The organism is Burkholderia perseverans, assembly GCF_022870505.1.
Classification (GTDB): Bacteria; Pseudomonadota; Gammaproteobacteria; order Burkholderiales; family Burkholderiaceae; genus Burkholderia; species Burkholderia plantarii.
The window spans coordinates 105,111-132,090 of the sequence record NZ_CP045094.1; the positions used below are offsets into that span (position 1 = coordinate 105,111).

A 26,980-nucleotide genomic window follows, 5' to 3' on the forward strand; every position below is an offset into this window, starting at 1 on the left:
GGCGGCGGGGCGAACGCGAGTCAGAACAGGCCGGCCGGCTTGTCGCTGTAGCTGACCAGCAAGTTCTTGGTCTGCTGGTAGTGGTCGAGCATCATCTTGTGCGTCTCGCGGCCGATGCCGGACTGCTTGTAGCCGCCGAACGCCGCATGCGCCGGATAGGCGTGGTAGCAGTTGGTCCAGACGCGCCCGGCCTGGATGTCGCGGCCGAAGTGATAGGCGCGGTTGCCGTCGCGGGTCCAGACGCCGGCGCCGAGGCCGTAGAGCGTGTCGTTGGCGATCTCGAGCGCTTCCGCCTCGTTCTTGAAGGTCGTCACCGACAGCACCGGCCCGAAGATCTCCTCCTGGAAGATGCGCATCTTGTTGTGGCCGCGGAACACGGTCGGCTTCACGTAGAAGCCGCTCGCCAGTTCGCCCGTCATGGTGTTGCGCGCGCCGCCCGTCAGGCACTCGGCGCCTTCCTGGCGGCCGATGTCGATGTACGACAGGATCTTCTCCATCTGTTCCTCGGAGGCCTGCGCGCCGATCATGGTCTGCGCATCGAGCGGATGGCCCTGGCGGATCTTCTCCACGCGCTGCACGGCGCGCTCGATGAAGCGCTCGTAGATGCTTTCCTCGACCAGCGCGCGCGACGGGCAGGTGCAGACCTCGCCCTGGTTCAGCGCGAACATCGCGAAGCCTTCGAGCGCCTTCTCGAAGTAGCTGTCGTCGCGGTCCATCACGTCGGCGAAGAAGATGTTCGGGCTCTTGCCGCCGAGTTCGAGCGTGACCGGGATCAGGTTCGCGCTCGCGTAGCCGGCGATCAGGCGGCCCGTGGAGGTCTCGCCCGTGAACGCGATCTTGGCGATCCGCTTGCTCGAGGCGAGCGGCTTGCCGGCCTCGAGCCCGAAGCCGTTGACGATGTTGAGCACGCCCGGCGGCAGCAGGTCCTGGATCAGCTCGGCCCACACCAGGATCGAGGCCGGGGTCTGCTCGGCCGGCTTCAGCACCACGCAGTTGCCGGCCGCCAGCGCGGGCGCGAGCTTCCAGGTGGCCATCAGGATCGGGAAGTTCCACGGGATGATCTGGCCGACCACGCCGAGCGGCTCGTGGAAGTGGTAGGCCACCAGATCGCCGCCGATGTCGGCGATCGAGCCTTCCTGGGCACGCACGCAGCCCGCGAAATAGCGGAAATGGTCGATCGCGAGCGGGATGTCGGCCGCGGTGGTCTCGCGCAGCGGCTTGCCGTTGTCGATCGTCTCGGCCACCGCGAGGCGCGCCAGGTTCGCTTCCATGCGGTCGGCGATCTTGAGCAGGATGCCCGCGCGCTCGGCCGCCGGGGTTGCGCCCCAGGCGGCGCGCGCCGCGTGCGCCGCATCGAGCGCGAGTTCGATGTCGGCTGCCTGCGAGCGCGGGATCGAGGTGAACGGCTGGCCCGTGACGGGCGAGACGTTGTCGAAATAGTCGCCGCCGACGGGCGGTACCCATTCGCCCCCGATGAAATTCCCGTATTGCTTGCGGTACGGGAATTCGATGTTCAGGTGCTGCATCTCGGCGTGATTCATCGTGTCGCTCCTCGCATGTTCGATATAGGGAAACGCTGCGGCGGCTCGTCGATCGAGCCGGCAGGGCCTGTTCGATACGCCAAAAACGTGCCAGCCCGCCGCGCCGCGGTGCGCGGGCGGCGCGCGCCGGTGCGGCGGCACGCACGCCGGATCGCGCCGCGCTGGCCGGATCCGGCTGTGCCAAATTGGCACGATCCAGGAGTGCGGCGTTGTGCCACGGTTGAGCAGTGCGCCGGGACCGGATCGCGGAGACGATGCGCCGCCGGTGGCGACGTCGGCCTCGATGCCGGTCCCGGTTTCGGCACGGGACTTGCGTTGTTCCGGCGATCGACGAGGGAGGGCAGCGATGGACGCAGCGAGCGGAGCGAACCGGGCGCCGGCCGGCAGCGCCATGCCGGGCGCCGATGCCACGGACGAGGCCACGGCCGAGGACACGCGGCGCAGCGCGGACGGTGCCGATGCGCCGGCCGGGCGCGCGGTGGTCAGCGTCGCGCACGACGCCGACGAGCAGGCGCGCAACCTGGTGGGCTGGCGCCAGACCTATGACCAGCTCGCGGCCGGGCGCTTCGTCGGCACGCTGACCGAGCTGCCGCTCGACACCATGAAGCTGTTTCGCGAAACCACCAGCCATACGCTGCGGCAGGCCTGCGAAGTGCGCGGCGACGCATACTGGTTCGGGATTCCCGTGGTGCCGGACGGCGGCGCGCGGATCGACGCGCAGCCGATCGCGGCCGACGGCGTCGCCTGCCGGCCCGGCAACCTCGGGTTCGAGTTGCTGACGCCGGCCGCGTTCTCGATCTACGGCGTGGTGGTGCGCGGCGACGGGCTGCGCCGCTACGCGGAGCAGGTCGAGCACGCGGGCCTGGACGACCGGCTGCCGCGCCGGCCGATGATCCACGTCGGCGGCGGGCGGCTCGCGCGGCTGCGCGCGCTGCTGGCCGCCTCGCTCGACGGCGCGGCGAGCCCGCGCGCGGCGCTGTCCGGCCGCGAGCGGCACGACCTGCAGGCGGCCGTGCTGGCCGCGCTGTTCGACGTCTGCGCGGGGCCGGACGCGGCGCGGCAGGCGGCCCCGGACGCGCTCGCGCCGGCGCGGCGGCGCCGGATCGTCGCGCAGGCGCGCGATTACGTGCTCGCGCATCGCGGCCGCGCGGTGGGCGTGCCGGAACTCTGCGAACAGCTGCACGTGAGCCGCCGCACGCTGCAGAACTGCTTTCAGGACGTGCTCGGAATGGCGCCCGCCACCTACCTGCGCGCCTTGCGGCTGAACGGAGCGCGGCGCGACCTGTGCGGCCGCGCGGCCGGCTCGGTGCAGGACGTGGCCGCCGCCTGGGGTTTCTGGCACCTGAGCCAGTTCGCGAACGACTACCGGCGCATGTTCGGGATGCGACCGTCCGAGGCGTTGCGCGATGCGGCGGGTTGAGACGGGTTGAGGCGGGTTGAGGCGGCAGGCTCAGTCGCGCGCCGGCGGCCACGCGAGCGCGTCCCAGTCGAACCCGCGATAGGCCGCCGCCACGGCGGCGAGGTGGGCCGGCTCGTCGCTCGCGTGGCGGTCGCGCAGGGCGGCCGGCACGTCGAGGCGCGCCGCCACGCAGTGCGGATAGTCGCGCACGCGCAACTCGGGCGCGATGCTCGTGAAGCAGGCCAGCGTGGGCACTCCGAAGCCGTCGGCGACATGGATCGCCGAGCTGTCGGCGCCGACCAGCACGCGCGCGTCGCGGACCCAGGCGAGATAGGCGGCGGTGTCGGGCGACAGCGCGGACACGTCGGTGTAGTCGCGATGCCCGACCGGACCGAAGCCGGCCACCGGCAACCCGTAGCGCCGCGCGATCCGCTCGACGAGCGCGGCGCGTTCGGCCGGCGGGATGCTGCGCAGCGGCGTGCTCGCGTCGGCGCAGAGCAGCGCGTAGGGGCGCCGGCGCCAGCCGTCCGGCAGCGCGGGCAGCGTCAGCCGCGCGAGCCAGCGGTTGCGTTTGGCGGCGGCCGGGATCGAGGCCGGATCGGCGCCGAGCGCGTCGAGGAAGTAGTCGATCATCGGCAGCGCCGCGAACGCGGGCCGATAGAGCTGGTTGCCGACGTCGATGCGCGTTGCCGCGCGCGGCAGCGCGTCGAGCGGCCAGGGCAGCGTGCGCGGCGCCGCCGGTTCGCTGCCGGCGAGCCGGTACAGCGCCTCGACGTGGGGCGCTAGACGCGCCGGCCGGTACAGCACGAGGCGCAGCGCCGGATGCGCGGCGCGCAGCGCGGCCAGCGCGGTCAGCCCGATGATCGAGTCGCCGAGCGCGACACCCATGCCGTTGATCACGTGGACTTCCGTGAGCCGTGCGTAATCGAGCCGGAACGGCCGCTCGGCCGCGTTGAGGAGGCCGGCATCGGCCTGGGTGGCCGCGACGTGGCCGGCCGGCGCCTGGCCCGCCGTTTCCAGATCGTAGGACGCGACGAGCCTGCGCTCGGGCGCGAGCAGCGTGCCGGGATGGCGCAGCGCGTCGAACGGGTTCGGCACGGCTTCGCCGGCGGCCGGCGCTTGGGATTTCATGGGCGGTGTGTTCCTCGGGGCGGCGCCGGCGGCCCGGCGCGTTCGCCGTCGATGTTAGCGCCGGCCGCGTGATTCGGGGCGTGGTGCCGGCGAAGCGGCCGAGCGCGCGGCGAAGCGGGGGGAGACGCGCGTGGTGCGGCTTGCGGTCGGCGATTGCGCGGCTAGCGTCACCGGCAGCGCGAGCGATGGTGTCGATGGTGCGGTGAAGCGAGCCGTGTCCGATCGATTGGCCGAGGGGCACCGTGGGACGGCGCGCGCCGGCGCGGTCCGCCGCCACACGTCAATCGCCGGGGCCGACTCGAGCGACGGCGTCAACGGCGCAATACCGCAACCCGCAATCGTCGCGAGGTCGCGCGAGCGAATGGCGCGGCCGGCCCGGGTCCGACGCCGGACCTCAACCGCCACGGCCGATGCGGCCCCATCCGCCCGTGCGCCGCCGTCCCGATCCCGGACGCTCCACGCGGCCCCGCCTCACGTCGCCTCGCCGCGCGCGCGCCGCCCCTGGTCGCGGATCTGCTCGAGCGTCGCGGCCGGCGTGGACGCCTCCTGCGGCACCCGGATCTCGATCAGCGCGGGCAGGCCGCTCGCCAGCGCGCGCTTGAGCGCCGGCGCGAAGCCGGCGGTGTCGACGACGGTCTCGCCGTGCGCGCCGAACGCGCGCGCGTAGGCGGCGAAATCGGGATTCGTCAGCGCGGTGCCGTGGACGCGGTCCGGGTAATGGCGCTCCTGATGCATGCGGATCGTGCCGAAATGGCCGTTGTTGACGACGATCACGATGATCGCGAGCCCGTACTGCATCGCGGTGGCGAGTTCGTTGCCGGCCATCATGAAGCAGCCGTCGCCGGCCAGCGCCACGGCCACGCGCTGCGGATAGAGCGACTTCGCGGCGAGCGCGGCCGGCACCCCGTAGCCCATCGCGCCGCTGGTCGGGGCGAGCTGCGAGCGGAACTGCCGGTACGCGTAATGGCGGTGCAGCCAGGTCGCGTAATTGCCGGCGCCGTTGGTGACGATCGCGTCGTGCGGCAGCCGCTCGCGCAGCTGCTGGATGATCTCGCCGAGCTGCAGCCGGCCCGGCATCGGCAGCGGCCGGCGCCATGCGAGATAGGCCTCGTGCGCCTCGGCCGCGCTGCCGGCCCACGGCAGCACCTCGGGCGGCGCGAGCGCGGCCAGCCGCGCCGCGATCTCGGGCATGCCCGAGACGATCGGCAGGTCGGCGGCGTAGACGCGCCCCAGTTCGTCGGCGCCCTGGTGGACGTGGATCAGCGTCTGCCGCGTCTTCGGGATCGCGAGCAGCGTGTAGCCGCCGGTGGTGGCCTCGCCGAGCCGCGGGCCGATCACGAGCAGCAGGTCCGCGGCGTCGATGCGTTTTGCGAGCGCGGGGTTGATGCCGAGCCCGACGTCGCCGGCATAGAGCGGATGCTCGTTGTCGAAGGTGTCCTGATAGCGGAACGCGCAGGCCACCGGCAATTGCCAGCTCTCGGCGAAGCGGCGCAGGTCGGCGCAGGCGTCCACGCTCCAGCCGCTGCCGCCCGCGATCACCACCGGCCGTTCGGCGCGCGCGAGCCGCTCGCGCAGCTCGCCGAGCTGCGCCTCGGACGGCGCGGCGGCGATCCGCTTCGCGGCCGGCGCCGCCGGCTGCGGCGCGCACGGTTCGGACAGCACGTCCTCGGGCAGCGCGAGCACCACCGGGCCGGGCCGCCCGGAGGTGGCGACGTGGAACGCATGGCTCAGGTATTCGGGGATGCGGCGCGCGTCGTCGATCTGCGCGACCCACTTGGCGAGCTCGCCGAACATGCGGCGGTAGTCGATCTCCTGGAACGCCTCGCGGTCGAGATGCTCGCGCGCGCACTGGCCGATCAGCAGGATCATCGGCGTGGAATCCTGGAACGCGGTGTGGACGCCGATCGACGCGTGCGTGGCGCCGGGGCCGCGCGTGACGAGCGCGACGCCGGGCCGGCCGGTCAGCTTGCCGACCGCCTCGGCCATGTTCGCGGCGGCGGCCTCGTGGCGGCAGACGACGGTGCCGATCCGTTCGGTTTCGTCGGCGAGCGCGTCGAGCACGGCGAGGAAGCTCTCGCCGGGGACGCAGAACACGCGTTCGACGCGGTTCGCGAGCAGCGCATCGACCAGCAGGCGGGCGCCGGTGACGCTGGCGGCGGGGGCGGGGACAGCGGACTCCGGGACGATCGACATGAGTGGCGGGCTCCCTCGGTGACGAGAGGGATAGCTTACGCCGGATGCGCGGGACGTGGCGGAGGATGCCGGAGAGGGGCGGATGGGGGCGGATCGAGGCCGGGCGGGTGTCGATGGCATCGGCAGCGCCCGGCATGGAGCACCGGCGGCCGGCGCGGCTCGGGCACGGCGCCGCGCCAGCGGCAAATGCCATGCCGCGCCGCCGCTTCGGCCCCGGATCGACGCGGTCCCGCCCATCCCACCCATCCCGCTGCGCCGGGAGACGCGCCGCCTCGGGCTCGCGCGGCCACCATCGCGGCGACGATCAGCACTCGACGATGTTCACCGCGAGTCCGCCGCGCGAGGTTTCCTTGTACTTCGTCTTCATGTCGGCGCCGGTCTCGCGCATCGTCTTGATCACCGAGTCGAGCGACACGTAGTGGCTGCCGTCGCCGCGCAGCGCCATGCGCGCGGCGTTGACGGCCTTCACCGAGGCCATCGCGTTGCGCTCGATGCAGGGGATCTGCACCATCCCGCCGACCGGGTCGCAGGTCAGCCCGAGGTTGTGTTCCATGCCGATCTCGGCGGCGTTCTCGACCTGGCGCGGCGTGCCGCCGAGCACGGCGGCGAGCGCGCCGGCCGCCATCGAGCAGGCCACGCCCACTTCGCCCTGGCAACCCACCTCGGCGCCCGAGATCGATGCGTTGAGCTTGTAGAGGATGCCGATCGCGGCGGCCGTCATCAGGAAGTCGATCACGCCCTGTTCGCTGGCGCCGGGCGTGAAGCGCATGTAGTAGTGCAGCACGGCCGGGATGATGCCGGCCGCGCCGTTGGTCGGCGCGGTCACCACGCGCCCGCCCGCCGCGTTCTCCTCGTTCACGGCGATCGCGTAGAGGTTGATCCAGTCGATCATCGAGAGCGGGTCGCGCAGCGCCTGCTCGGGGTTGCCGGTCAGCGTGCGGTACAGCTGCGGCGCGCGGCGCTTGACCTGGAACGGGCCGGGCAGCGTGCCGTGCGCATCGGGGTTGTCGATCCCGCAGCCGCGCGACACGCACGACTGCATCACGTCCCAGATCTTCAGCAGGCCGGCGCGCGTGGTGGGCTCGTCGTTCCAGGCGCGCTCGTTGTCCCACATCAGCTGCGCGATCGACTTGCCGGTGCTGGCCGTTAGGTCGAGCAGCTCGGCGCTGCTGCGAAACGGGTAGGGCATCTGTTCGGCCGCGTTCAGCACCTTCGTGTTCGGCGCGCCGGCCGTCACCACGAAGCCGCCGCCCACCGACAGGTAGGTGGTCTCGCGCAGCGTCTCGCCGGCCGCGTCGCGCGCGCGCAGCGTCATCGCGTTCGGATGCTCGGGCAGCGCCTGCCGGTAGAAGCCGATCTGCTCCTTCAGCACGAACGGCACCGGATGGCGGCCCAGCAGCGCGAGCTTGCGCGTGTCGCGCACCTCGGCGAGCCGCGCGTCGATGGTATCGGGGTCGACCGTATCGGGCGCGTCGCCCATCAGCCCGAGCATCACGCCGCGGTCGGTGCCGTGGCCCTTGCCGGTCGCGCCGAGCGAGCCGTACAGGTCGACCTTCACGGCGGCGGTGCGCTCGAGCAGGCCGTCGCGTTCGAGTCCCTGGACGAACATCAGCGCGGCGCGCATCGGTCCCACCGTATGCGAGCTGGACGGGCCAATCCCGATTTTGAAAAGATCGAACACGCTGACTGCCATGGGGATTTCCTGTGGTTCTCGGTGCTTCTGGGGATTAACGTGCCGGCAGCGGCAGGCAGGCGGCCACCCAGGCGGGCGGCTGCGGCGCGAGCAGCTGCGCGACGCTGTTGTAGCGGCCGTCCAGACGGGCCGCCAGGTAGAACAGTTCGGTGGCGTGCTTCGGCGACCATGGACCCGAGTAGCCGGGCAGGCCGGCCTCGCGGCGCTTCGCGTCGAACGCCACCGTGGAGTTCACGAACTCCTCGTGGGTCTTCTCGCCGCGCGCATACGGCACCAGCCAGTCGAGCGCGGCTTCGAGCGTCGCGCCGTTGGTGCCGCGTTCGCGCAGCCAGTTGCGGTTGAAGCGCCGCGCGGCGAGCGCGGCCGTCACGAGCGGCTGCAGGTCGTAGACGGCGTAATGCACGGCGTCGCGCTCGGTGAAGTCGAGCGTGGTGCCGTCGGGGCCGATGTTGTCGGCCAGATGTTCGACGAACAGCCGCTGCGCGGCGTTCATCATCCTGCGGTCGCCGAGCGTGAACGCGGCCAGCGCGATCAGCTTGATCCGGTGGCTCTGCCAGTTGTTGCGCCAGGTGCCTGTGAGCGGGCGCTTCTGCGCCTCGATCTGCGCGACGTAGCCGGCGCCGAGCTTGGCGATGAACGCGGCGGCGGCGTTGCGCGTCTTCACCGGCAGCGTGCTCGCGGTCATGTCGTAGGCCACGATCAGGCTTTCGAAACGGGTCTCGTCGATCGGATCGAAATCGGGCTGGTAGGTGGTCACCCAGGCCAGCAGGAAACGGTTCACGAGCGCGAGATAGCGCGCGTCGCTGGTCACGCGCCAGGCCAGCGCCGCGTCGCGCATCAGCTCCATGTCGTCGAGCGCGGCCTCGCTCGCGTCGCGGATGCCCTCGTGCGGCAGCAGGCCCTCGGTATGAAGATGGGCGAGCGCCTTCGGCTGCTCGTTGACGCGCGCCTCGACGCTGCGCACCAGCGCCTGCACGCCGGGCTCGGCCGAGGTCACCTCGTTGCTCTGCAGCGCGGGCGCCGCGCAGAAATTCATCGCCGCGCGCGCCTGCGACGCGGCCGCCAGCGCGACGCAGGCCGCGAACGCCGGCGCGAGCGTGCGCCAGGTTCGCGCGCGCGCTCGCGCCCTGTCCGGAAACACCTTACGCACCATGCGGAACTCCTCGATTGGCTGGATGGCGGTGTGTGATGTTATCCGGACTTGGAAACGAACGCGACCGCGCCGCCGCGCCCGCGCGGCGGAGGCGATGACGCACGGCATGGCGGCGCGCGATTGGCCCGACTGGCCGGCCCGGCCGGCCCGGCGCGCGCGGCCTGCCGGGCTCAGGCGTAGTCGGACATCGGCACGCACGCGCAGAACAGGTTGCGGTCGCCGTAGACGTTGTCCGCGCGCCCGACGGGCGGCCAGTATTTGTTACCGGCCGCCAGCGAGGCCACCGGGAACGCGGCCTGCTCGCGCGTGTAGGCGTGCGTCCACTCGTTCGCGGTGACCACCGCGGCCGTGTGCGGCGCGTGGCGCAGCGGATTGTCGTCGCGGTCGGCGCGGCCGTCCTCGACGGCGCGGATTTCCTCGCGGATCGCGATCATCGCGTCGATGAAGCGGTCGAGTTCCTCCTGCGATTCCGATTCGGTCGGCTCGACCATCAGCGTGCCCGGCACCGGGAAGCTCATGGTCGGCGCGTGGAAGCCGTAGTCCATCAGGCGCTTGGCCACGTCGTCGACGGTGATGCCGCTCGACTCCTTGATCGGCCGCAGGTCGAGAATGCATTCGTGCGCGACCAGCCCGCCCGGGCCCGAGTAGAGCACCGGGTAGTGCGGCGCGAGGCGCCGCGCGATGTAGTTCGCGTTGAGGATCGCCACTTCGGTGGCGGCCGTCAGGTTGCGCGCGCCCATCATCGCCACGTACATCCACGAGATCGGCAGGATCGAGGCCGAGCCATACGGCGCGGCCGAGACGGCGCCGATGCCGTGCTCGCCGCGCGCGTAGCCGGTCGAGCGCTGGTTCGGCAGGAACTGCGCGAGATGCGCGCCGACCGCGACCGGGCCGACGCCGGGGCCGCCGCCGCCGTGCGGGATGCAGAACGTCTTGTGCAGGTTCAGGTGGGACACGTCGCCGCCGAACTGGCCCGGCGCGGTCAGGCCGACCATCGCGTTCATGTTCGCGCCGTCCACGTAGACCTGGCCGCCGTGCGCATGCACGATCTCGCAGATCTCGCGCACGTTCTGCTCGAACACGCCGTGGGTGGACGGGTAGGTGATCATGATCGCCGCGAGGTTCGCCGAGTGCTGTTCGGCCTTGGCCTTCAGGTCGGCGACGTCGACGTTGCCCTGCGCGTCGCAGGCCACCACCACCACCTTCATGCCGGCCATGTGCGCCGAGGCCGGGTTGGTGCCGTGCGCCGAGGCCGGGATCAGGCAGACGTCGCGATGGCCCTCGCCGCGCGAGGCGTGATAGGCGTGGATGATCAGCAGGCCCGCGTACTCGCCCTGCGAGCCCGCGTTCGGCTGCAGCGACACGGCCGCGTAGCCGGTGGCGGCCACCAGCATCGCCTCGAGCTGGGCGATCATCTCGCGATAGCCGACCGTCTGCGCCTGCGGCGCGAACGGATGGATCTGGCCGAACTCGGGCCAGGTCACCGGCAGCATCTCCGAGGTGGCGTTGAGCTTCATGGTGCAGGAGCCGAGCGGGATCATCGAGCGGTCGAGCGCGAGATCCTTGTCGGACAGGCTGCGCAGGTAGCGCAGCATTTCCGTTTCGGAATGATGGCGGTTGAATACCGGATGCGTGAGGTACGCGCTCTGGCGTTCGAGGCCGGCCGGCAGCGCGGCGCTGCCGGGCAGCGCGGCGTCCAGCGCGTCGACGCCCGGCGCCGCGGCGCCCGCCACTTCGGCGAAGATCGCCAGCAGGTCGGCCAGGTCGGCGCGCGTGGTGGTTTCGTCGATCGACACGCCCACCCGCGTCGCGCCGGCGCGGCGCAGGTTGATGCGCCGGGCGCCGGCGGCTTCGTGCAGCGCGGCGGCGCGTTCGCCCGCCTCGATCGTCAGCGTGTCGAAGAAGGTCGCGTTGACGGTGGCGTAGCCAAGCTGCTTCAGGCCCGCGTCGAGCAGCGCGGCGATCCGGTTCACGCGCAGCGCGATCGTCTTCAGGCCGCGCGGGCCGTGGTAGACGGCGTAGGAGCTGGCCATGATCGCCAGCAGCGCCTGCGCGGTACAGACGTTCGAGGTGGCCTTCTCGCGGCGGATGTGCTGCTCGCGCGTCTGCAGCGCGAGGCGCAGCGCGGGCTTGCCCTGCGCGTCGACGGTCACGCCCACCAGGCGGCCCGGCATCTGGCGCTTGAATTCGTCGCGCACGGCCAGGTAGGCCGCGTGCGGGCCGCCGAAGCCGACCGGCACGCCGAAGCGCTGGGTGTTGCCCACCGCCACGTCCGCGCCCCATTCGCCCGGCGCGGCCAGCACCGTCAGTGCGAGCAGGTCGGCCGCCACCACCACGTGGCCGCCCGCGGCATGCACGGCGTCGGCGAGCGCGCGGTAGTCATGCACGTCGCCGTTCACGCCCGGGTATTGCAGCAGCACGCCGAACGCGTTGGCGTGGGCGGCCTGCGAGGCCGGGCCGGTCACGATCTCGATGTCGATCGGCTCGGCGCGCGTGCGGATCACCTCGAGCGTCTGCGGCAGCACGTCGTCGGCGACGAAGAACACGTTCGATTTCGGCTTGCCGTTGCGCTGCAGCAGCGTCATCGCCTCGGCGGCGGCGGTCGCCTCGTCGAGCAGCGACGCGTTGGCGATCGCGAGGCCCGTCAGGTCGGTCACCATCTGCTGGAAGTTCAGGAGCGCTTCGAGGCGCCCCTGCGAAATTTCGGGTTGGTACGGCGTGTAGGCCGTGTACCAGGCCGGGTTCTCGAGCACGTTGCGCAGGATCACGGCCGGCGTGTGCGCGTTGTAATAACCCTGACCGATGAACGAGCGGAACACCTGATTCTTGCCGGCCAGCTCGCGCAGCGCGGCGAGCGCTTCCGCTTCGCTCTTCGGCTGCGTGAACGCGCCGAGCGGCAGCGTTTCCGTGCGGCGGATCGCGGCGGGGATCACCGCGTCGATCAGCGCGGCGCGCGAGGCGAAGCCGAGCGTGTCGAGCATGGCCTGCTGGCTGGCGGCGTCGGGCCCGATGTGGCGTTCGGCGAACGCGTCGTGGGTTTCGAGTGCGGCGAGCGAGAGGGGCGTGCGGTTCATCAGGTGATCCGGGTGTTCGAGCTTCATGGCGTTCCGGCGGGTTGCGGCGCGCGCCGTGGCCGGGCGCGCCGCCAGGGTGGACAGAGGGTCAGTCGATCAGCTTCTGGTAGGCATCGGCGTCGAGCAGCGCGTCGGTGTTGGCGCCCGGCGCGAGCTTGACCTTGAAGAGCCAGGCGTCGTAGGCGTCTTCGTTGACCGATTCCGGCGCGTCGACGGCGTCGTCGTTGATGGCGATGATCTCGCCCGACACCGGTGCGTAGATGTCCGAGGCGGCTTTCACCGACTCGACGACGCCCACCGGGTCGCCCGCGTTCGCCTGCTTGCCGACCTGCGGCAGTTCGAGGAAGACGATGTCGCCGAGCGTGGTTTGCGCGTGATCGGTGATGCCGATCGTCAGCGTGCCATCCGCCTCGGTGCGGATCCATTCGTGTTCGTCGGTGTATTTCAGATCGGCCGGGACGTTGCTCATCGGTTGCTCCTGAGATGGGGGTGTGTGCGTTGAGGTTCGTGCGCAGGGCGGCCGGCCGTCAGGCGGCCAGCACCTTGCCGTTGCGCACGAACGGGAGTTTTACCACGCGCGCGGGAAGGTTTTTGTCCCGGATTCGCACCTGCACCGTCGCACCGGCGGCGACGCCGGCCGGCACGCGCGCGAACGCGATCGATTCCTGCATGGTGGGCGAGAACGTGCCGCTCGTGATCTCGCCCTCGCCGTGCTCGGTCAGCACCGTCTGGTGCGCGCGCAGCACGCCGCCGGCCTTGCCGTTTTCCTTCTCGAGGATCAGGCCGACGAACGCGCTGCGCTGGCCGCGGGCCTCGAGCGCGGCGCGGCCGACGAATTCGCGCGGCGCGGTGAGATCGACGGTCCAGGCGAGGCCCGCGTCGAGCGGGCAGACGCTGTCGTCCATGTCCTGGCCGTAGAGGTTCATGCCGGCTTCGAGGCGCAGCGTGTCGCGCGCGCCGAGCCCGGCCGGGCGCACGCCGTGGGCCGCCAGCGCGTGCCAGAGCGCCTCGACGTGGGCGGCCGGCACCATGACCTCGAAACCGTCCTCGCCGGTATAGCCGGTGCGCGCCACGGTCAGCTCGCCGAACGGCGTGTCCGCCACCTGCGCGGCGTTGAACGGTTTCAGTTCGCTGGTGGCGGCGCGCGCGGCCGGCACCGTGTCCCACACCTTGGCGCGCGCGTTCGGGCCCTGCACGGCGACGATCGCCAGATCGCGGCGCGGCGTGATCTCGAGCCCGAAGCCGCCCTCGGCGTTCAGTCGGGTGAACCAGGACAGATCCTTTTCGGCGGTGCCGGCGTTCACCACCACGCGGAAGAAGTTTTCGGTGAAGTAGTAGACGATCAGGTCGTCGATCACGCCGCCTTCGGGGTTCAGCAGGCACGAGTAGAGCGCCTTGCCCGGCGTTTTCAGCTTGCCGACGTGGTTGGCGATCGCGTGTTCGAAGAAGGCGCGCACGCGCGTGCCGCGGAAATCGACGACGCACATGTGCGACACGTCGAACATGCCCGCGTCGGTGCGCACGGCGCGGTGTTCCTCGAGCTGGGAGCCGTAGTTGACGGGCATGTCCCAGCCGCCGAAGTCGACCATGCGGGCGTTGAGCGCGGCGTGCGCGGCGTGCAGCGGGGTGTGTTTGAGTGCGGTCATCGGGGCCTCGGGGTTCCGCTCGCCCATGGCGGGCGAACGCGAAAACAAAACGGCGATGCGACGAGGCGCAAGCGCGTGATGCCGCCTGCGATTCATTGCAGCCCCTCTGTCCTCGATACCTGAGAGATTGCGCCGCCGTTGCCGGCCTGCGCGCGCCCCTTCGGTGGGCAGCCTGCCGATGCTCGCGCACGTGGCTACTGCCGCTCTCCAGAGTCCGAACTCCGTCGCGCGACGCGAATGCGTGGCGCGGGTGATCCGACGCGTTCGGTCCTTTTGCCTGAGAGTTTCTGGGTATGCCCCTTCGGCGGCGCGACCGGTTTGATGACAAACCGTCGCACGCTCTCCCGACGCGTGCCGGCGAATTTACGCGAGGCCGGATGGGTTGTCAATTTGCCCAAATTGACGTCGCTTCACGACAAGCGTGGGCGTGTGCGAGGGCCGGTGGGCGGACTGGGAGCGTGGGGCGCGGATGTGGTGGAGGTGGCTGGAGCGGCTGGGGATAAAGGCGGGGATAAGCAGTGGACAGGCTGTGGAGTAGCGGGGGGCAAGTGGGGGTTCGGTGGTGGAAAAGTCGGTGGATCAAGCGTGGACAAGCCAGGGATAAGCCTGTGGAAAAGCAGTGGATTGGTAGGGGAAAAGCACGGGGACAAATGGCGGGGAAAGCGGTGGACAAGCACGGGATAACGCCGGGATAAGCGGTGGATTGCCCGTGGACAAGCCCGATGGCGAGCGGCAACCGGCGAACGGCAACCGGAACCGCCGAACGGCAGGGCGGTGAATGGACGGGAACAAATGCGAATGGGTCGCGGCCGGAGTCACGCCGCCGGCACGCGCCGCGCGGCCCGGAGCGCACACGATTCGCCGCGCGGCGGAGAGGAAACGGAAGGGGAGTCAGGCCGGAGGCGCAGCAGGCGGCGTACCCGCGTGGACGGGGCGGCCGCGCCGGCGCCGGATTCAGACGCCGATCGCGCGCGCGGCCGTGTCGAGTTCCTGGTTCAGCACGCGCTGCTCGTCGGCGGTCAGGCCGCCGCCGTGCTGCGCGCCCATGTCGGTCGCTTCCTGGCGGATCACGTCGAGCCGGCGATGCAGCGCCTGGCCCTGCGGCGGCGGGTAGTCGCCGCCGTTCACGCGCGTGTCGATGCGGCGGCCGAGGCTGTCGATCCGGCCGAGCACGTCGTTCATCCGTTCGACGCCGATCGGCGGCGGTGCCGGTTGCGGCGGCGGCGGCAACGGCTGGGCGGGGGCCGGTTGAGTGGGACGCGGGCGCGGAGCCGGCCGCTTCGCCGGCGGTGGCGGCGTGATGACACACGCGGCCAGCGAGGCGACGAGGGCGGCGCCGACGGCCGTGCGGATCAACCGTTGCATGGATCATTCTCCTGATTGTCGTATCGGTGAAGCGAAAGCCGGCCCGGCAGCCTCCCCCGCGATCCCGGCGGGGGCCAGCTGCGGGCCGGCCTTTTCGAAGCATGCTTCTGACCGACCCGGCTGGGGCGTGGGTTCCCGACGTTTTTGTAACCGATTGTTCGTACCAGACCGACGGTCCGCCGAACCGGGCGTCCGCAGTCCCTGGCCGGGTACCGCGTCAGAACGTTTCGCGCACGAACGGCAGCTGGCGGCCCTCGCGGGCGCTCCGGTCGGCCAGCTCGATGATCGCCATCACGTCCACGGCGTCCTGCGCGGCCACCGGGAACGGCGCGCCGTCCTGTACCGAGGCGGCCAGCGCGCGGTAGAACTCGGCGTACTGGCCGTCGAGCGTGGGCACCGGCCGCTCCGTCTCGACCTCGCCGTCGAGCAGGCGCAGCACGCCGGGCGGATTGCCGCCGCCGAACGCCACGTGGTCGGGCGTGAGCCCGGCCTTCAACTGGTCCTCCTGCGTGTCGAGGCCGAACTTCTGATAGCCGCCGCGCGTGCCGAGGATCGTGAAGCGCGCCGGCTCGATCGCGGCCAGCGCGCTCGCGTGCAGCAGCACTTCCTTGTCCGGGTAGCCGAGCAGCAGATGGACGAGATCGGCCGCTTCCGCCTGGTTGCGGCGCGCCTTCACCGTGGCGCTGACCGTCTCGGGCGCGCCGAACAGCGTCAGCGCCTGGTCGATCAGGTGCGGGCCGAGGTCGAACAGCAGGCCGCCGCCGCGCGTCGCGTCCTCGCGCCAGCGCTGGCGGATCTGCGGGCGAAAGCGGTCGAAATGCGATTCGAACCAGGTGACGCGGCCCAGCTCGCCGCCTGCCACCAGCGCGCGCACCGTGAGGAAATCGCCGTCCCAGCGGCGGTTGTGGAACGGCGCGAACACCAGGCCGCGCTCGCGGGCCAGGCGCGCGAGCGTGCGCGCCTCCGCCGAACTGAGCGTGACCGGCTTGTCCACCACCACGTGCTTGCCCGCGTCGAGCGCGCGGCGCGCGAGGTCGAAGTGCGTGTCGTTCGGCGTGGCCACCACCACGCATTCGACATCGCGGTGCGCGAGCAGCGCGTCGAAATCGGCCACCACCGCCGCGCCCGGATACGCGGCGCGCGCCTTGTCCGGCTGCCCGGTCGCGATCGCGGCGACCCGGGTGCGGCCGCTGTGCGCGATCACCGGGGCGTGGAACGTCGCGCCGGCGAAACCGAAACCCATCAGACCAACTTTCAGTAGAGACGTCATGAGCGAATCCTGTCAGCGTGCGAGATCGAACGGAGCGTGACGGCAGGCCGGCGCCGCGGGCGCGCGGCGGCCACCCCGCGACCGGCTATTCTGGCACGGCAACCGGGGCGCGAACACCGGGTGGCGCACGGTGACGGCGGATCGGGAGGAAGCTGCTCACCGCTCACCGTGGATTCGACCCCATGAGTGAGTTTCGAGCGTCGCCGCGCCCGTGCCGCCGCCCCCGTTTCCGCACCCGCCGAGCCCGTGCCGCCAGCCCGCGCGCGTTTTCATTTTTTTGCGCCCGCCGCACCCGGCCGGCGTCTTTGCGGCGTGTTAACATGCGGCTCCCGCGCCCGCCGTTTTCCGATCCGCGCCGCCTTCGCGCCGCGCACAGCGCGCCCGCCAAAGGCTCGAGGCGCGGCGGCGGCGCCGTCATCCGCACGCATTCCATCCGCCACCATGTCCGCAGGTCTCAATGCCGCTCAAAGCGAAGCGGTGCGCTATCTCGACGGTCCCTGCCTCGTGCTCGCCGGCGCCGGCAGCGGCAAGACGCGCGTGATCACGCAGAAGATCGCCCATCTGATCGAGAACAAGGGTTTCGAGCCGCGCCACATCGCGGCCGTGACGTTCACCAACAAGGCCGCCGCCGAAATGCGCGAGCGCGTCGGCAAGCTGCTCGAAGGCAAGACGCTGACCACGCCCGGCAAGGAAGGCCGCAAGGTGCCCGTCAACCAGCTGACGGTCTGCACCTTCCACTCGCTCGGCGTGCAGATCCTGCGCCAGGAGGCCGAGCACGTCGGGCTCAAGCCGCAGTTCTCGATCATGGATTCGGACGACTGCTTCGGCATGGTGCAGGAGCAGATCGGCACCACCGACAAGGGCCTGATCCGCAAGATCCAGAACATCATCTCGCTCTGGAAGAACGGCCTGATCCTGCCCGAAGAGGCCATGACGATCGCCGCCAACGAGGACGAGCACCAGGCCGCGCTCGTCTACCGCAATTACGTGGCGACGCTGCACGCCTATCAGGCCGTCGATTTCGACGACCTGATCCGCCTGCCCGCCGAGCTGTTCGCCAGCAACGAACAGGTGCGCGACCGCTGGCAGAACAAGCTGCGCTACCTGCTGATCGACGAATACCAGGACACCAACGCCTGCCAGTACGAGCTGCTCAAGCTGCTGGCCGGCCCGCGCGCCGCGTTCACGGCGGTCGGCGACGACGACCAGGCGATCTACGGCTGGCGCGGCGCCACGCTGGAAAATCTCGCCCAGCTCGGCAAGGATTTCCCGAAGCTGCATCTGGTCAAGCTCGAGCAGAACTACCGTTCGACGGTGCGGATCCTGACCGCCGCGAACAACGTGATCGCCAACAACCCGAAGCTGTTCGAGAAGAAGCTGTGGTCCGAGCACGGTATGGGCGACACCATCACCGTCACGCCCTGCAACGACGAGGAGCACGAGGCCGAATCGGTGGTGTTCCGGCTCTCGGCGCACAAGTTCGAGCGGCGCACGCAGTTCCGCGACTACGCGATCCTCTATCGCGGCAACTTCCAGGCGCGCATCTTCGAGCAGGTGCTGCGCCGCGAGCGGATTCCCTACGTGCTGTCGGGCGGCCAGTCGTTCTTCGACAAGGCCGAGATCAAGGATCTGTGCGCCTACCTGCGCCTGATCGCCAACGCCGACGACGATCCCGCCTTCATCCGCGCCGTCACCACGCCGCGCCGCGGCATCGGCAACACCACGCTCGAGGCGCTCGGTTCGTTCGCGGGGCAGGCCAAGGTGTCGCTGTTCGAGGCCGTCTACATGGGCGGCATCGAGGCGCGGCTGTCGGCGCGGCAGGTCGAGCCGCTGCGCATGTTCTGCGACTTCATCCAGCGCCTGACCGAGCGCGCCGACAAGGATCCCGCCACCGTCGTGCTCGACGACATGATGGAGGCGATCCACTACGAGGCGTATCTGTACGACGCGTTCGACGAGCGCCAGGCGCAGACCAAGTGGCAGAACGTGCTGGAATTCCTCGAATGGCTCAAGCGCAAGGGCACCAAGCCCGAGACCGAGGCCGTGGACGGCGAGGCCGAGGGTTTCCACAACGCCGACGGGCTCGCCGACACCGGCAAGAACCTGCTCGGGCTGATCCAGACCGTCGCGCTGATGTCGATGCTCGAAGGCAAGGAAGAGGATCCCGACGCGGTGCGGCTATCCACGGTGCATGCCTCGAAGGGGCTCGAATATCCGCACGTATTCCTGGTGGGCGTCGAGGAAGGCGTGATGCCGCACCGCGGCGGGTCGGAAGACGACGCGATCGACGACGAACGGATCGAGGAGGAGCGCCGCCTGATGTACGTGGCGATCACGCGTGCGCAGCGCAGCCTGCATCTGAACTGGTGCAAGAAGCGCAAGCGCGCGAGGGAAACGATCGTCTGCGAGCCGTCGCGCTTCATCGCCGAGATGGTGCTCGACGACGCGCCGCCGCCCACGCCCGAGGAGGCGCCGATGACGCCGAAGGACCGGCTGGCGAGCCTGAAGGCGCTGCTGCAGAAGTGAGCCGGGGCGGGCGGCGTGCTTGCTTGTTGCCCGCGTCATGAGAATCGGCCCGTGCCGCCGTTGGCGGACATGGGCCGATGCGTTTTCGGGGCGGCGATCGTGCCGCTTCGTTTATTTCGCGGCGTTGACCATGTAATCGACGGCCGCCTTCACGTCCTCGTCGGAGGCGTTCGAGCCGCCCTTCGGCGGCATCGAGCCCTTGCCGTGCAGCGCGTAGTTGTAGATCTTGTCGATCGGATCGGCCAGGCGCGGCGCCCAGTCGGCCTTGTTGCCGAACTTCGGCGCGCCGAGCACGCCGGTCGCGTGACAGGCCTGGCAGGTCGAGTTGTAGAGCGCCTGGCCGGCGCCGCCCGCGGCGGGCGCGGCCGGGGCGGCACCCGGCTTGGGCAGCGCCGCGATCGCGGCCATCGCGGCGGCGGCCTGCGTGTTCGCGGTGTCGGCGCCGCTCGCGCCCGAGGCTGCCGCGGCATTGGCCGCTGCGCCCGAGGCCGGTGCCGCGTTGGCGGCCGGCTGGGCTGGTTCCGCGAAGTTCGCCCCGCCGTGGTTCGCCATGTAAACAACGGCGCGCGCAATTTCGAAATCGCTGACGTCGTCGGGGCTGGTGCCGCCGCGCGCGGGCATCGCGCCCTTGCCGGTCAGCGCCGTGTGCAGCAGCGTGTCGTAGCCTTGCGCGATGCGCGGCGCCCAGTCGCCGGCGTTGCCGAACTTCGGCGCGCCGGCCGCGCCGGTGCCGTGGCAGGTCACGCAGACCGCCTGGTAGATGGCTTCGCCGCTCTTGTAGACCTTCGGCGCGTTGGCGTCCTTGACCTCGACCTGCGCCAGCGGCGCGATGCGCTGCGCGACGGCCGCGTCCGACAGGCCGTCGGTGCCGGCGCCGGAACGGAACGCGTGATCGGCATAGCCGGCCAGCAGGATGATGATCGCGATCGGGATCGCGAACGACGCGACGATGACGGCGATCAGTTGCCCGGGCGTCTTGATGGGCGCTTCGTGGTGGGGCGCTTCGCTCATGCTGGCCTCGTCTCCGTGAATAGGAATTGTGCTCGGGTTCGGCTGCGGCAGAATGTCTGACGACGGAAGCTCGAATGATTATAGACGCGTCTTTTTCCGCGCAAAGGGCCGGTTGCGGCGCGCGTTTACCCGGACGCGCGGGGCTGCGCCGGTGGCGGCCGGGGGCCGGTGGACGCTGTCATCGAAACAAGGTATGCTCTCGCTCTTGCCGCCGTCACCGCATGGTTTTTCAGGGTCGTGACGCGGTTCTCCCCGATGCGCCCGTAGCTCAATGGATAGAGTACTGCCCTCCGAAGGCAGGGGTTGCTGGTTCGATCCCAGCCGGGCGCGCCAAGCCTAGTAAGCCTTCCAGCGATTTTTTTCTTTCCTCGATCCAGTTCGTACGGAAACTATACGGAAATTCGGGATGGGCTTGGGTTGGACTTTCCGACCCGTCTTCCATCACGGCTATCGTGAGCTGCCTACGCGCAGCGCGCGCCACGGCGCCTCATAGCACGGTGGACGGTGGTTCCACGCTACCTGAGAGTTCTGCTTTCTTGGGGCGACCGGCTTTGGTTCGAGGAAAGAGCTGATCGCGATCCGGCATTTTTCCAAGCCATTCCTCAAGCCGTTTTTCAATGCTTGCCGTCTTCGGCACTACGACTGGTTTTTTAGCCTGATGTTTGGGTAGAGACTTGTTCCTCTCCGCTCGTCTTTCGTTCGCCGCGACAACTGCGGCGACAAATTGAAGGAACGGTTCGCGAATGCTTGTGACCGCATGGTCGAGGGCTTGCCAGCCGCGCAGAGGAGGGCGTTTCCGCCTGGCGAGGCGCCAAGCCATCCGTCTGTAAATGTCGTAAGCATGTTGGCGCGCCTCGTTCGCTCGTTTTGCCGCTGCAGTGAGGGCGCTTGCACGCGTTTGCTCAATAACTTCGCCGATACCCTTGTCGGCGATTGCTGCACCACACCAGTATCGTGCGTCTGCCATGTAGGACCAAGCCACTTCCGAGTCGCCATATCGCAGTGCGCGAGTCGCTCTCAGGCAATAAGCGCACGACACGATGATGGTCCCGATTGGCGACGTCGCTAGTGTTCTGTTCCGCTGATTCGCGAACAAAGTCGATGCAGCTTTTCGAGGATGGAATCGCCTGACGCAGTCCAGGCAAACGGCTTGCAGTTTTCGTTGTAGTGGGAAACGAACTGATCGATACGCTTGATGAGTTGTTTTACTGAGCCGAACGAGCCTCTGCGGATCGCCTTGTCGGTGATCAAGGCAAAGAAGCGTTCGACCTGATTGAGCGACGAACTGTAGGTGGGAATGAAATGCATGTGCCAGCGGGGACGTGCCGCCGGCCATGCCTTGACCTTCGGATGCTTGTGACTGTCATAGTTGTCGACGATGCAATGCACGTCGAGTTCAGCAGGGACAGCCTTGTCGATTTCACGCAGAAACGACAGAAATTCCTGATGCCGGTGACGCGGCTTGCAAGTGACGAGCACGGCGCCGTTGAGCACGTTCAGCGCGGCAAACAGCGTGGTGGTGCCGTGACGGACGTAATCGTGCGCGACGCCTTCGATGTAGCCGAAACCCATTGGCAGCATAGGTTGCGTGCGCTCGAGCGCCTGACATTGGCTCTTCTCGTCGACGCACAGCACCAGCGCGTTCTCCGGTGGACTGAGGTACAAGCCGACCACATCACGCAGTTTCTCGATGAAGAACTGATCGGTCGAGAGCTTGAAGCTTTCGCTGCGATGCGGCTGCAGACCCAGCAGCTTGAAGTAACGATGCACACTCGTCGGCGAGATGGCGGTTTCCGCAGCAATCGTGCGCACGCTCCAGTGCGTGGATCCATCTGCCGGTTTCGTATGCAGGGTCTTGTGAATCAGTTGGGCAAGCCGCTCGTCGTCGATGCTGCGCGGCTTGCCGGGACGTACTTCGTCATAGAGTCCGTTGATGTGCTGCTCCAGAAACCGCAGACGCCATTTGCCCACCGTGGCGCGAGTGAGTTGCAGGCGCTGAGCGATCGCGCTGTTGGGTTCGCCGTCAGCCGCCGCCAACACGATGCGCGCCCGCGCGGCCAGCGCAGCCGAAATCGAACGAGAGCGTGCGATCGACATCAGTTGCATGCGCTCGTCTTCGCTCAGCACCAGCTCCGCCTTCGGCCATCCCATGGCCATGTTGACGTCTCCCGTTCCGTTGACGTCAATATGCTACGTGAATATAGATTAGTTAACAACGGAACAAGACACTAGTTGGGGGGAGGCCACGCCTATCGGACGTATGCGTAGATATTCTGGTCGTGACAGATATCTCCAATGATCTCGGCTTTACGGAGCACTCCTTCCTTTTCGAATCCGCAGCGGGTAGCGACCGCGTTGCTCGCCACGTTGGACGTCGCACACTTGATTACGAAGCGAGAGAACTCGCCTTCGTGATGCTTCAACAAGGTCAAGATCGATTGGGTGACGATGCCCAAGCCTTGCCGCAATGGATCAAGCCAGTAGCCGAAGTATGCGGTCTTGTTGCCTCTGTCGATGTTCTGAAGAGAGATGATGCCTGCCGGCCGATTCTGATAGAGCATGATGTACGCCATACCAGTGCCTCGTTGTGCTTCGGCCAAACATTTCATCAGGAACTGTCGAGAATCCTCTTCGGTTTGCACGTATGGCGTCCATGCCACGTACTGCTTCAGATATGCACGATTGCTGTCGATCAACTGAAAGAGATCGGGCGCATAGCTGGGCGAGGGCGAGTCGAGACTCACGTGCTCGCTGACTTCAATCCGAAGCCGAGGGACGTCTTCCTCAGTGACTGGGATTATTTCTTGCGCCATGTTTGGATCGCTACTCCCTGAAAGTCACGTTGCTGGTTCAGAACACTTCTTACCGATGACATTCTCGAAGAAAACGCGCCCCGTACTTTTTCGCTGAGGCGGCGCGTAAACGGGTTTTCGCGGTCGACATACTGTTCAATGCCTGCTTGCAGGCGCTGCATCGGCAGCGACGCCAACTGTTCGATTTTCTCGAAAGAACACGTCAAACCGCTCGAACCGAAGAAATCCCGCCAGTAGTCGAGTGTCCACTGAGGATCAGGCCTGAAGCCGATTGCGTCGTGGACGGCACTGAGCATATCGTTCCCCGGCGCTTTTCGGTAGAAGAAGTTCGCCACGCAAAGTGCGCCTGAGGGTTCCAGCACGCGAACGCACTCCCGGAGCGCCGCGGCGCGATCGGAGATGAATGCGAAATTGCAGCCGCCTAGAATGTGGGAGAAGACGCCGTCGTCGAACAGAAGTTGGGCCGCATCAGCGACTTGATAGTTCAAAGCATCCGACGCGCCCATCGCACTGGCCTTTTGAGCTGCCACCTGAATGGCCGCATCGGACAGGTCGATACCCTCGGACCGCGAGCCCACCTGCTCGAAGCAAAAACGGGAGCTAAAGCCTGTCGAGCAGGCCAAATCCAGGAGGAGCGACGACCTGCCGATTCCCGCGTTGCCGATCCACGTCTGGAGCGTCAGGTCCGCACCGGGCGGGGTGTTGTCTTGGCCGATACAGGCCACCAGGTCGGGATAGCTCATCCTTCCGATACCCGCGACGACTGTCGCTTCATCGCGCGCGTTCAATGTGCTTTCGAACATCGTTGATTCTCTCTTTGGCTGGATTCGACACAAGCAAGCCACCACGCTTACTGGACAGTGGTGGTCAACACTCGGGGTATGTCCATGGAGTTCCAGGAACATTCGAGCACCGCCGGCTTCTCGCCTGGATTGGCGACATGCTTCAAGACAAGCGCACTGACCACGCCTGCCAGTTCGGTGTTGCTCGGGCCAAAACTGGGACCTACAAACCACGGATTTCTTTCCCACGTCGGCGCATGGGCGTCGGCCGCCGATTTTGTGACGACCGTGTAGTAGGAGGTGCCGTGCACGTAGCCTGCATTCACCACGAGCGCCTCGGTCACGGTTGCGACGTGCGCTGCGATGCCAAGCGGTTCGTCTGCCGTGACGACGATTGCTTCGTGTCCCCGAACGAGTGACGCGGCGTTCTCTGCCGAGAGCGGCGTTGTCGAGGTGACAACATTGACGTCGGGATAACGTGCTGCGATCTGTTCCTTCAGTACGGTGCACTTGAGGCGGGAGACATCGTTGATGCTCCAGAAGAATTGGCGATTGAGGTTGCTCCGCTCCACCACGTCACTGTCGACGAGATGAAGCCTCCCGACACCTGCGCCACAAAGGTTCATGGCGAGGAGTGCCCCGATTCCGCCACAACCTACGACCAACACGGATGCGTCTCGAATTCTCGTGACTGTCGCGGCAACATCGTTGCAGGTGCCACCTAGTGACAGCAGATAGGAAGTCGTCCGGCTCGTCCTTTCGTCTTTCAGGAGCGATGCGCAGGCCGCCACACTTGTGGCGTCGCCGAAGCAGATAGAGTCGGACTGAAGCAATGCTTCGTAGACGGCCTCTTGCGAATCGTCGTCAAGCGCTACTTGGCCGGCACGCCCCCATGCGTAACGCCTGCCCGCCGGGTCGAAACCAAAGATCGTCGAAGGGGCGAGCATGCCGACGGCAACACCCGCGACAGACACTACGCCATCGATCACCTGTACATCGCCGTCGCGGGACAGCAGGTCACGCCATGAAATTTCGCTTGTCATAGAATCCTTGTTTCGATGAGTGCGTCACGGTGCGCGACGCAGTCACTTCGTCTACCGGATAAGCAAGATCAATTGCATCCGCCGCGGAGGAACCACGGTGCACCTACCGCGCACGTGTACTGTGCAACCTGCACGGCATCCGTGGTGGCTGGCTTGGTGTCCGCGGTCAGCGCCACCGCGCCGGACAAGCTCGAAGCGTGCGAGGCTTGCACCCGTGCGACTTTCGTCCCGTCGACACTCTGCGAAGCGGGCGCCTGCATTGCCTGCGCTTGTGCTGCGATAAGGATGGATGCTGCGAGCGAGAGCTTCGAAACAGACTTCATGTGAACCTCCTTGGAGTGATGGATAACGCGGTCGTTATCCTCGTTGCAACTACTGGTTCTAACGAAAAATGCGAGATTCAATCCTTTGTATTTATTAGGAAAACTAAAAAAACGGTGGGCGAGCGATCAAGCGGAGGGCCGTGAGATGCTGAATTCCGGGAGTGGCAGAGCTTACAAAAGCGACAGCTACTTGGCGGTCTGGATCAAAAATTTGCGGCCGGCCTTGGTGACTTCGATTATGTCGGGCACGCGATTGGTGTAGAAAACGCGGACATACTTCTTTCTGGCCAATTCGGCCACGCCATCGAAAACGCTTTCCCGAGTGAGCCCCAACTGGAGGCGGATCAGATCATCGGCGAACACCGGGATGCCCGATAGTCCCGCAGTGGCCACGTCCAGTGTCTTTAGTACCGCCAGCCAATCCTCGATCTGCGCGCCCATTTTGTATCCTCGAAATCATACAACGTTGTTATTTGCAAATGAGACTCATTATCATTTGTGTCTGGGAGGCATGATGGCTTCGATTGATATTTCAATCAACTGTCAATTCTTACAGGGGTGTCGGGTATGCTGCACGATGCAGGCTCGCGAGATCAGGGAAGAAAGAGCCGATGCGAGGCGCCGACGGCTACAACGAATCGCTGTTCAGCACGGTCAGGCTGGATGAGTTTGTTTCGCAAACTCATCCGCTTGATACTTGGAGTTGACCCAGTAATTCCGGACACAGCGTCACACTAAGGTCGCTGAATCCATCGAGCGCCGGAACTCACGAGGCGAGCGGTATTTCAGCGCGCTACGGGGATGCTTCTCGTTGTAATGCTCGAACGCGATAGCGAGGTTGTGTGCAGCCGTTTGAGGTTCCTTAGGTTTTTCGCCTTCCAACGGTCTCGAGTTATGCAGCGGCATCCTTGGTCTGCTGAGCTTTGATCCAGTCCCGAAGGGACCGCTCCGGAGAAACAAAACCGAGCGACGAATTGAGGTTCCCTCGGTTTTTCGCCTTCCAACGGCCCCGAGTTATGCAGCGGCATCCTTGGTCTGCTGAGCTTTGATCCAGTCCCGAAGGAAGCGCTCCGGAGAAACAAAACCGAGCGACGAATGACGACGACTGCGGTTGTAAAACACTTCGATGTATTCGAACAGATCAGCCTTCGCGTCCTGATGCGTCCGGTAGCGCGTGGCGTGAATCCGTTCGTTCTTCAAGCTGTTGAAGAAGCTTTCCGTCGGTGCGTTGTCCCAACAATTTCCCTTGCGACTCATCGAGCAACGCATGCCGTAGGCGGCCAGTTTGCGCTGAAACTCGTGACTCGCGTACTGGCTGCCACGGTCCGAGTGGTACAGCGCGCTTGGAGCGGGACGGCGGCGAAACCACGCCATCGTCAGCGCGTCCGTTACGAGACCCGCCGTTATGCGCGGCTTGATCGACCAGCCCACCACTTCCCGGTTGAACAGGTCCAGCACCACGGCCAGGTACAGCCAACCCTCGTCGGTCCAGATGTACGTGATGTCCGAACTAAACACCTGATTGGGCTCGGCGGGCGTGAACTCGCGGTTCAACAGATTCGGCGCAACCGGCAGCTTGTGCTTCGAATCCGTCGTTACGCGATAGCGGCGCTTGTGTCGGGCCCGGATGCCGTTTTCTCGCATCAGTCGTTCCACTCGCCCCTTGCTGGCCGGGTAGCCTCGATCACGAACTTCCTTGGTCATGCGTGGCGAGCCGTATGCCCCCTTGGTCTCGGCGTGCACCGTGCGGATCAGCGTCAGCAATTGCGTGTCGGTCAGCCGCGTTCGCTCCGGCGTACCGCCGCGCTTCCACGCCCGATAGCCGTTCACACTGACCGACAGCACGCAGCACAGCGAGCACAGCGAGCACAGCGGATATTGCCCGACCTGCCGGTCGATCCACGCATACCTCACAGCAGGTCCTTCGCGAAGTATGCTGCGGTGGGTTCAACGAGTCGCTGCAACAGCCTCGCATAGTTTATCGGCCGGAGACATAAAGCCCAATGTCTTTCTGGGC

At 67.5% G+C, this 26,980-nt stretch carries 20 protein-coding genes, 1 tRNA gene, 1 pseudogene and 2 riboswitches; of the genes and pseudogenes, 3 read left to right on the top strand and 19 right to left on the bottom strand.

Going from position 1 to position 26,980, the window contains the following annotated elements; genetic code table 11:
- Positions 1-20: 20 nt before the first annotated feature.
- On the bottom strand, positions 21-1,541 hold the full coding sequence (adh, locus tag BpN12_RS14985; RefSeq protein WP_246796371.1) for an aldehyde dehydrogenase: 1,521 nt from the start codon (positions 1,539-1,541) through the stop codon (positions 21-23).
- 391 nt (positions 1,542-1,932) lie between these two features.
- Between adh and BpN12_RS14990 the strand changes: the two genes are divergently transcribed.
- Complete coding sequence (locus BpN12_RS14990) at positions 1,933-2,961, top strand: helix-turn-helix domain-containing protein (protein ID WP_246797914.1); 1,029 nt, start codon at positions 1,933-1,935, stop codon at positions 2,959-2,961.
- A gap of 30 nt (positions 2,962-2,991) precedes the next feature.
- Here the strand turns inward: BpN12_RS14990 and BpN12_RS14995 are convergent, their stop codons facing one another.
- The 9 genes from BpN12_RS14995 to BpN12_RS15035 form a co-directional block, all read right to left on the bottom strand.
- Positions 2,992-4,071, bottom strand: coding sequence for a glycosyltransferase family 9 protein (locus BpN12_RS14995; RefSeq protein ID WP_246796372.1), 1,080 nt, complete (start codon positions 4,069-4,071; stop codon positions 2,992-2,994).
- A 471-nt stretch (positions 4,072-4,542) separates the two neighbouring features.
- Positions 4,543-6,264: a thiamine pyrophosphate-binding protein gene (locus tag BpN12_RS15000; RefSeq protein WP_246796373.1), complete on the bottom strand. Its 1,722-nt coding sequence runs from the start codon at positions 6,262-6,264 to the stop codon at positions 4,543-4,545.
- A 304-nt stretch (positions 6,265-6,568) separates the two neighbouring features.
- Complete coding sequence (locus BpN12_RS15005; RefSeq protein ID WP_246796374.1) at positions 6,569-7,957, bottom strand: L-serine ammonia-lyase; 1,389 nt, start codon at positions 7,955-7,957, stop codon at positions 6,569-6,571.
- A 34-nt stretch (positions 7,958-7,991) separates the two neighbouring features.
- The gene (locus BpN12_RS15010; protein WP_246796375.1) at positions 7,992-9,110 is read right to left on the bottom strand and encodes an alginate lyase family protein; all 1,119 of its coding nucleotides are present in this window, start codon (positions 9,108-9,110) and stop codon (positions 7,992-7,994) included.
- Positions 9,111-9,280: 170 nt separating this feature from the next.
- On the bottom strand, positions 9,281-12,211 hold the full coding sequence (gene gcvP, locus BpN12_RS15015) for an aminomethyl-transferring glycine dehydrogenase (RefSeq protein WP_246796376.1): 2,931 nt from the start codon (positions 12,209-12,211) through the stop codon (positions 9,281-9,283).
- 61 nt (positions 12,212-12,272) lie between these two features.
- A complete protein-coding gene (gene gcvH / locus BpN12_RS15020) occupies positions 12,273-12,653 on the bottom strand; it encodes a glycine cleavage system protein GcvH (RefSeq protein ID WP_246796377.1) in 381 nt (126 codons plus the stop codon).
- A gap of 58 nt (positions 12,654-12,711) precedes the next feature.
- Entirely contained in the window at positions 12,712-13,830 is a 1,119-nt protein-coding gene (gcvT, locus tag BpN12_RS15025) for a glycine cleavage system aminomethyltransferase GcvT (protein ID WP_246796378.1), read from the bottom strand.
- A gap of 96 nt (positions 13,831-13,926) precedes the next feature.
- A riboswitch (glycine riboswitch) is annotated at positions 13,927-14,051 on the bottom strand.
- 34 nt (positions 14,052-14,085) lie between these two features.
- Positions 14,086-14,186, bottom strand: a riboswitch (glycine riboswitch).
- Between the two features lie 598 nt (positions 14,187-14,784).
- Complete coding sequence (locus BpN12_RS15030) at positions 14,785-15,195, bottom strand: hypothetical protein (RefSeq protein WP_246796379.1); 411 nt, start codon at positions 15,193-15,195, stop codon at positions 14,785-14,787.
- Between the two features lie 217 nt (positions 15,196-15,412).
- On the bottom strand, positions 15,413-16,465 hold the full coding sequence (locus BpN12_RS15035; protein WP_246796380.1) for an oxidoreductase: 1,053 nt from the start codon (positions 16,463-16,465) through the stop codon (positions 15,413-15,415).
- A gap of 441 nt (positions 16,466-16,906) precedes the next feature.
- Here BpN12_RS15035 and BpN12_RS15040 point away from each other — a divergent pair, with 441 nt between their 5' ends.
- Complete coding sequence (locus BpN12_RS15040; RefSeq protein ID WP_246796381.1) at positions 16,907-18,991, top strand: UvrD-helicase domain-containing protein; 2,085 nt, start codon at positions 16,907-16,909, stop codon at positions 18,989-18,991.
- Positions 18,992-19,102: 111 nt separating this feature from the next.
- Here BpN12_RS15040 and BpN12_RS15045 read toward each other — a convergent pair whose 3' ends face one another.
- Entirely contained in the window at positions 19,103-20,002 is a 900-nt protein-coding gene (locus tag BpN12_RS15045) for a c-type cytochrome (protein ID WP_246796382.1), read from the bottom strand.
- A 257-nt stretch (positions 20,003-20,259) separates the two neighbouring features.
- On the opposite strand from BpN12_RS15045, the gene BpN12_RS15050 reads away from it, so the two are divergent.
- Positions 20,260-20,335: transfer RNA gene (locus BpN12_RS15050), tRNA-Arg, on the top strand.
- A gap of 154 nt (positions 20,336-20,489) precedes the next feature.
- Here BpN12_RS15050 and BpN12_RS15055 read toward each other — a convergent pair.
- The 8 genes and pseudogenes from BpN12_RS15055 to BpN12_RS15090 all read right to left on the bottom strand — a co-directional run.
- On the bottom strand, positions 20,490-20,969 hold the full coding sequence (locus BpN12_RS15055; protein ID WP_246796383.1) for a hypothetical protein: 480 nt from the start codon (positions 20,967-20,969) through the stop codon (positions 20,490-20,492).
- Positions 20,970-21,067: 98 nt separating this feature from the next.
- Complete coding sequence (locus BpN12_RS15060) at positions 21,068-22,159, bottom strand: IS630 family transposase (protein ID WP_246796384.1); 1,092 nt, start codon at positions 22,157-22,159, stop codon at positions 21,068-21,070.
- 92 nt (positions 22,160-22,251) lie between these two features.
- Positions 22,252-22,815 (bottom strand): GNAT family N-acetyltransferase, encoded by a 564-nt coding sequence (locus BpN12_RS15065; RefSeq protein ID WP_246796385.1) that lies wholly within the window; start codon positions 22,813-22,815, stop codon positions 22,252-22,254.
- The gene (locus BpN12_RS15070; protein WP_246796386.1) at positions 22,800-23,618 is read right to left on the bottom strand and encodes a class I SAM-dependent methyltransferase; all 819 of its coding nucleotides are present in this window, start codon (positions 23,616-23,618) and stop codon (positions 22,800-22,802) included. The genes BpN12_RS15065 and BpN12_RS15070 overlap by 16 nt, the downstream gene beginning before the upstream one ends.
- A 47-nt stretch (positions 23,619-23,665) precedes the next feature.
- Positions 23,666-24,640 (bottom strand): ThiF family adenylyltransferase, encoded by a 975-nt coding sequence (locus BpN12_RS15075; protein WP_246796387.1) that lies wholly within the window; start codon positions 24,638-24,640, stop codon positions 23,666-23,668.
- 68 nt (positions 24,641-24,708) lie between these two features.
- Positions 24,709-24,963 (bottom strand): hypothetical protein, encoded by a 255-nt coding sequence (locus BpN12_RS15080; RefSeq protein ID WP_246796388.1) that lies wholly within the window; start codon positions 24,961-24,963, stop codon positions 24,709-24,711.
- A 186-nt stretch (positions 24,964-25,149) separates the two neighbouring features.
- Positions 25,150-25,404, bottom strand: a complete 255-nt coding sequence (locus BpN12_RS15085) for a hypothetical protein (protein ID WP_246796389.1) — start codon at positions 25,402-25,404, stop codon at positions 25,150-25,152.
- Positions 25,405-25,977: 573 nt separating this feature from the next.
- Positions 25,978-26,898: pseudogene (locus tag BpN12_RS15090) on the bottom strand (IS3 family transposase); the annotation flags it as partial.
- Positions 26,899-26,980 lie beyond the last annotated feature (82 nt).

Bases quoted from the DNA above. Each gene is read 5' to 3' on its own strand.
- adh (WP_246796371.1), bottom strand. From the start codon at position 1,541: ATGAATCACGCCGAGATGCAGCACCTGAACATCGAATTCCCGTACCGC.
- BpN12_RS14990 (WP_246797914.1), top strand. From the start codon at position 1,933: ATGCCGGGCGCCGATGCCACGGACGAGGCCACGGCCGAGGACACGCGG.
- BpN12_RS14995 (WP_246796372.1), bottom strand. From the start codon at position 4,071: ATGAAATCCCAAGCGCCGGCCGCCGGCGAAGCCGTGCCGAACCCGTTC.
- BpN12_RS15000 (WP_246796373.1), bottom strand. From the start codon at position 6,264: ATGTCGATCGTCCCGGAGTCCGCTGTCCCCGCCCCCGCCGCCAGCGTC.
- BpN12_RS15005 (WP_246796374.1), bottom strand. From the start codon at position 7,957: ATGGCAGTCAGCGTGTTCGATCTTTTCAAAATCGGGATTGGCCCGTCC.
- BpN12_RS15010 (WP_246796375.1), bottom strand. From the start codon at position 9,110: ATGGTGCGTAAGGTGTTTCCGGACAGGGCGCGAGCGCGCGCGCGAACC.
- gcvP (WP_246796376.1), bottom strand. From the start codon at position 12,211: ATGAAGCTCGAACACCCGGATCACCTGATGAACCGCACGCCCCTCTCG.
- gcvH (WP_246796377.1), bottom strand. From the start codon at position 12,653: ATGAGCAACGTCCCGGCCGATCTGAAATACACCGACGAACACGAATGG.
- gcvT (WP_246796378.1), bottom strand. From the start codon at position 13,830: ATGACCGCACTCAAACACACCCCGCTGCACGCCGCGCACGCCGCGCTC.
- BpN12_RS15030 (WP_246796379.1), bottom strand. From the start codon at position 15,195: ATGCAACGGTTGATCCGCACGGCCGTCGGCGCCGCCCTCGTCGCCTCG.
- BpN12_RS15035 (WP_246796380.1), bottom strand. From the start codon at position 16,465: ATGACGTCTCTACTGAAAGTTGGTCTGATGGGTTTCGGTTTCGCCGGC.
- BpN12_RS15040 (WP_246796381.1), top strand. From the start codon at position 16,907: ATGTCCGCAGGTCTCAATGCCGCTCAAAGCGAAGCGGTGCGCTATCTC.
- BpN12_RS15045 (WP_246796382.1), bottom strand. From the start codon at position 20,002: ATGAGCGAAGCGCCCCACCACGAAGCGCCCATCAAGACGCCCGGGCAA.
- BpN12_RS15055 (WP_246796383.1), bottom strand. From the start codon at position 20,969: ATGGCAGACGCACGATACTGGTGTGGTGCAGCAATCGCCGACAAGGGT.
- BpN12_RS15060 (WP_246796384.1), bottom strand. From the start codon at position 22,159: ATGGCCATGGGATGGCCGAAGGCGGAGCTGGTGCTGAGCGAAGACGAG.
- BpN12_RS15065 (WP_246796385.1), bottom strand. From the start codon at position 22,815: ATGGCGCAAGAAATAATCCCAGTCACTGAGGAAGACGTCCCTCGGCTT.
- BpN12_RS15070 (WP_246796386.1), bottom strand. From the start codon at position 23,618: ATGTTCGAAAGCACATTGAACGCGCGCGATGAAGCGACAGTCGTCGCG.
- BpN12_RS15075 (WP_246796387.1), bottom strand. From the start codon at position 24,640: ATGACAAGCGAAATTTCATGGCGTGACCTGCTGTCCCGCGACGGCGAT.
- BpN12_RS15080 (WP_246796388.1), bottom strand. From the start codon at position 24,963: ATGAAGTCTGTTTCGAAGCTCTCGCTCGCAGCATCCATCCTTATCGCA.
- BpN12_RS15085 (WP_246796389.1), bottom strand. From the start codon at position 25,404: ATGGGCGCGCAGATCGAGGATTGGCTGGCGGTACTAAAGACACTGGAC.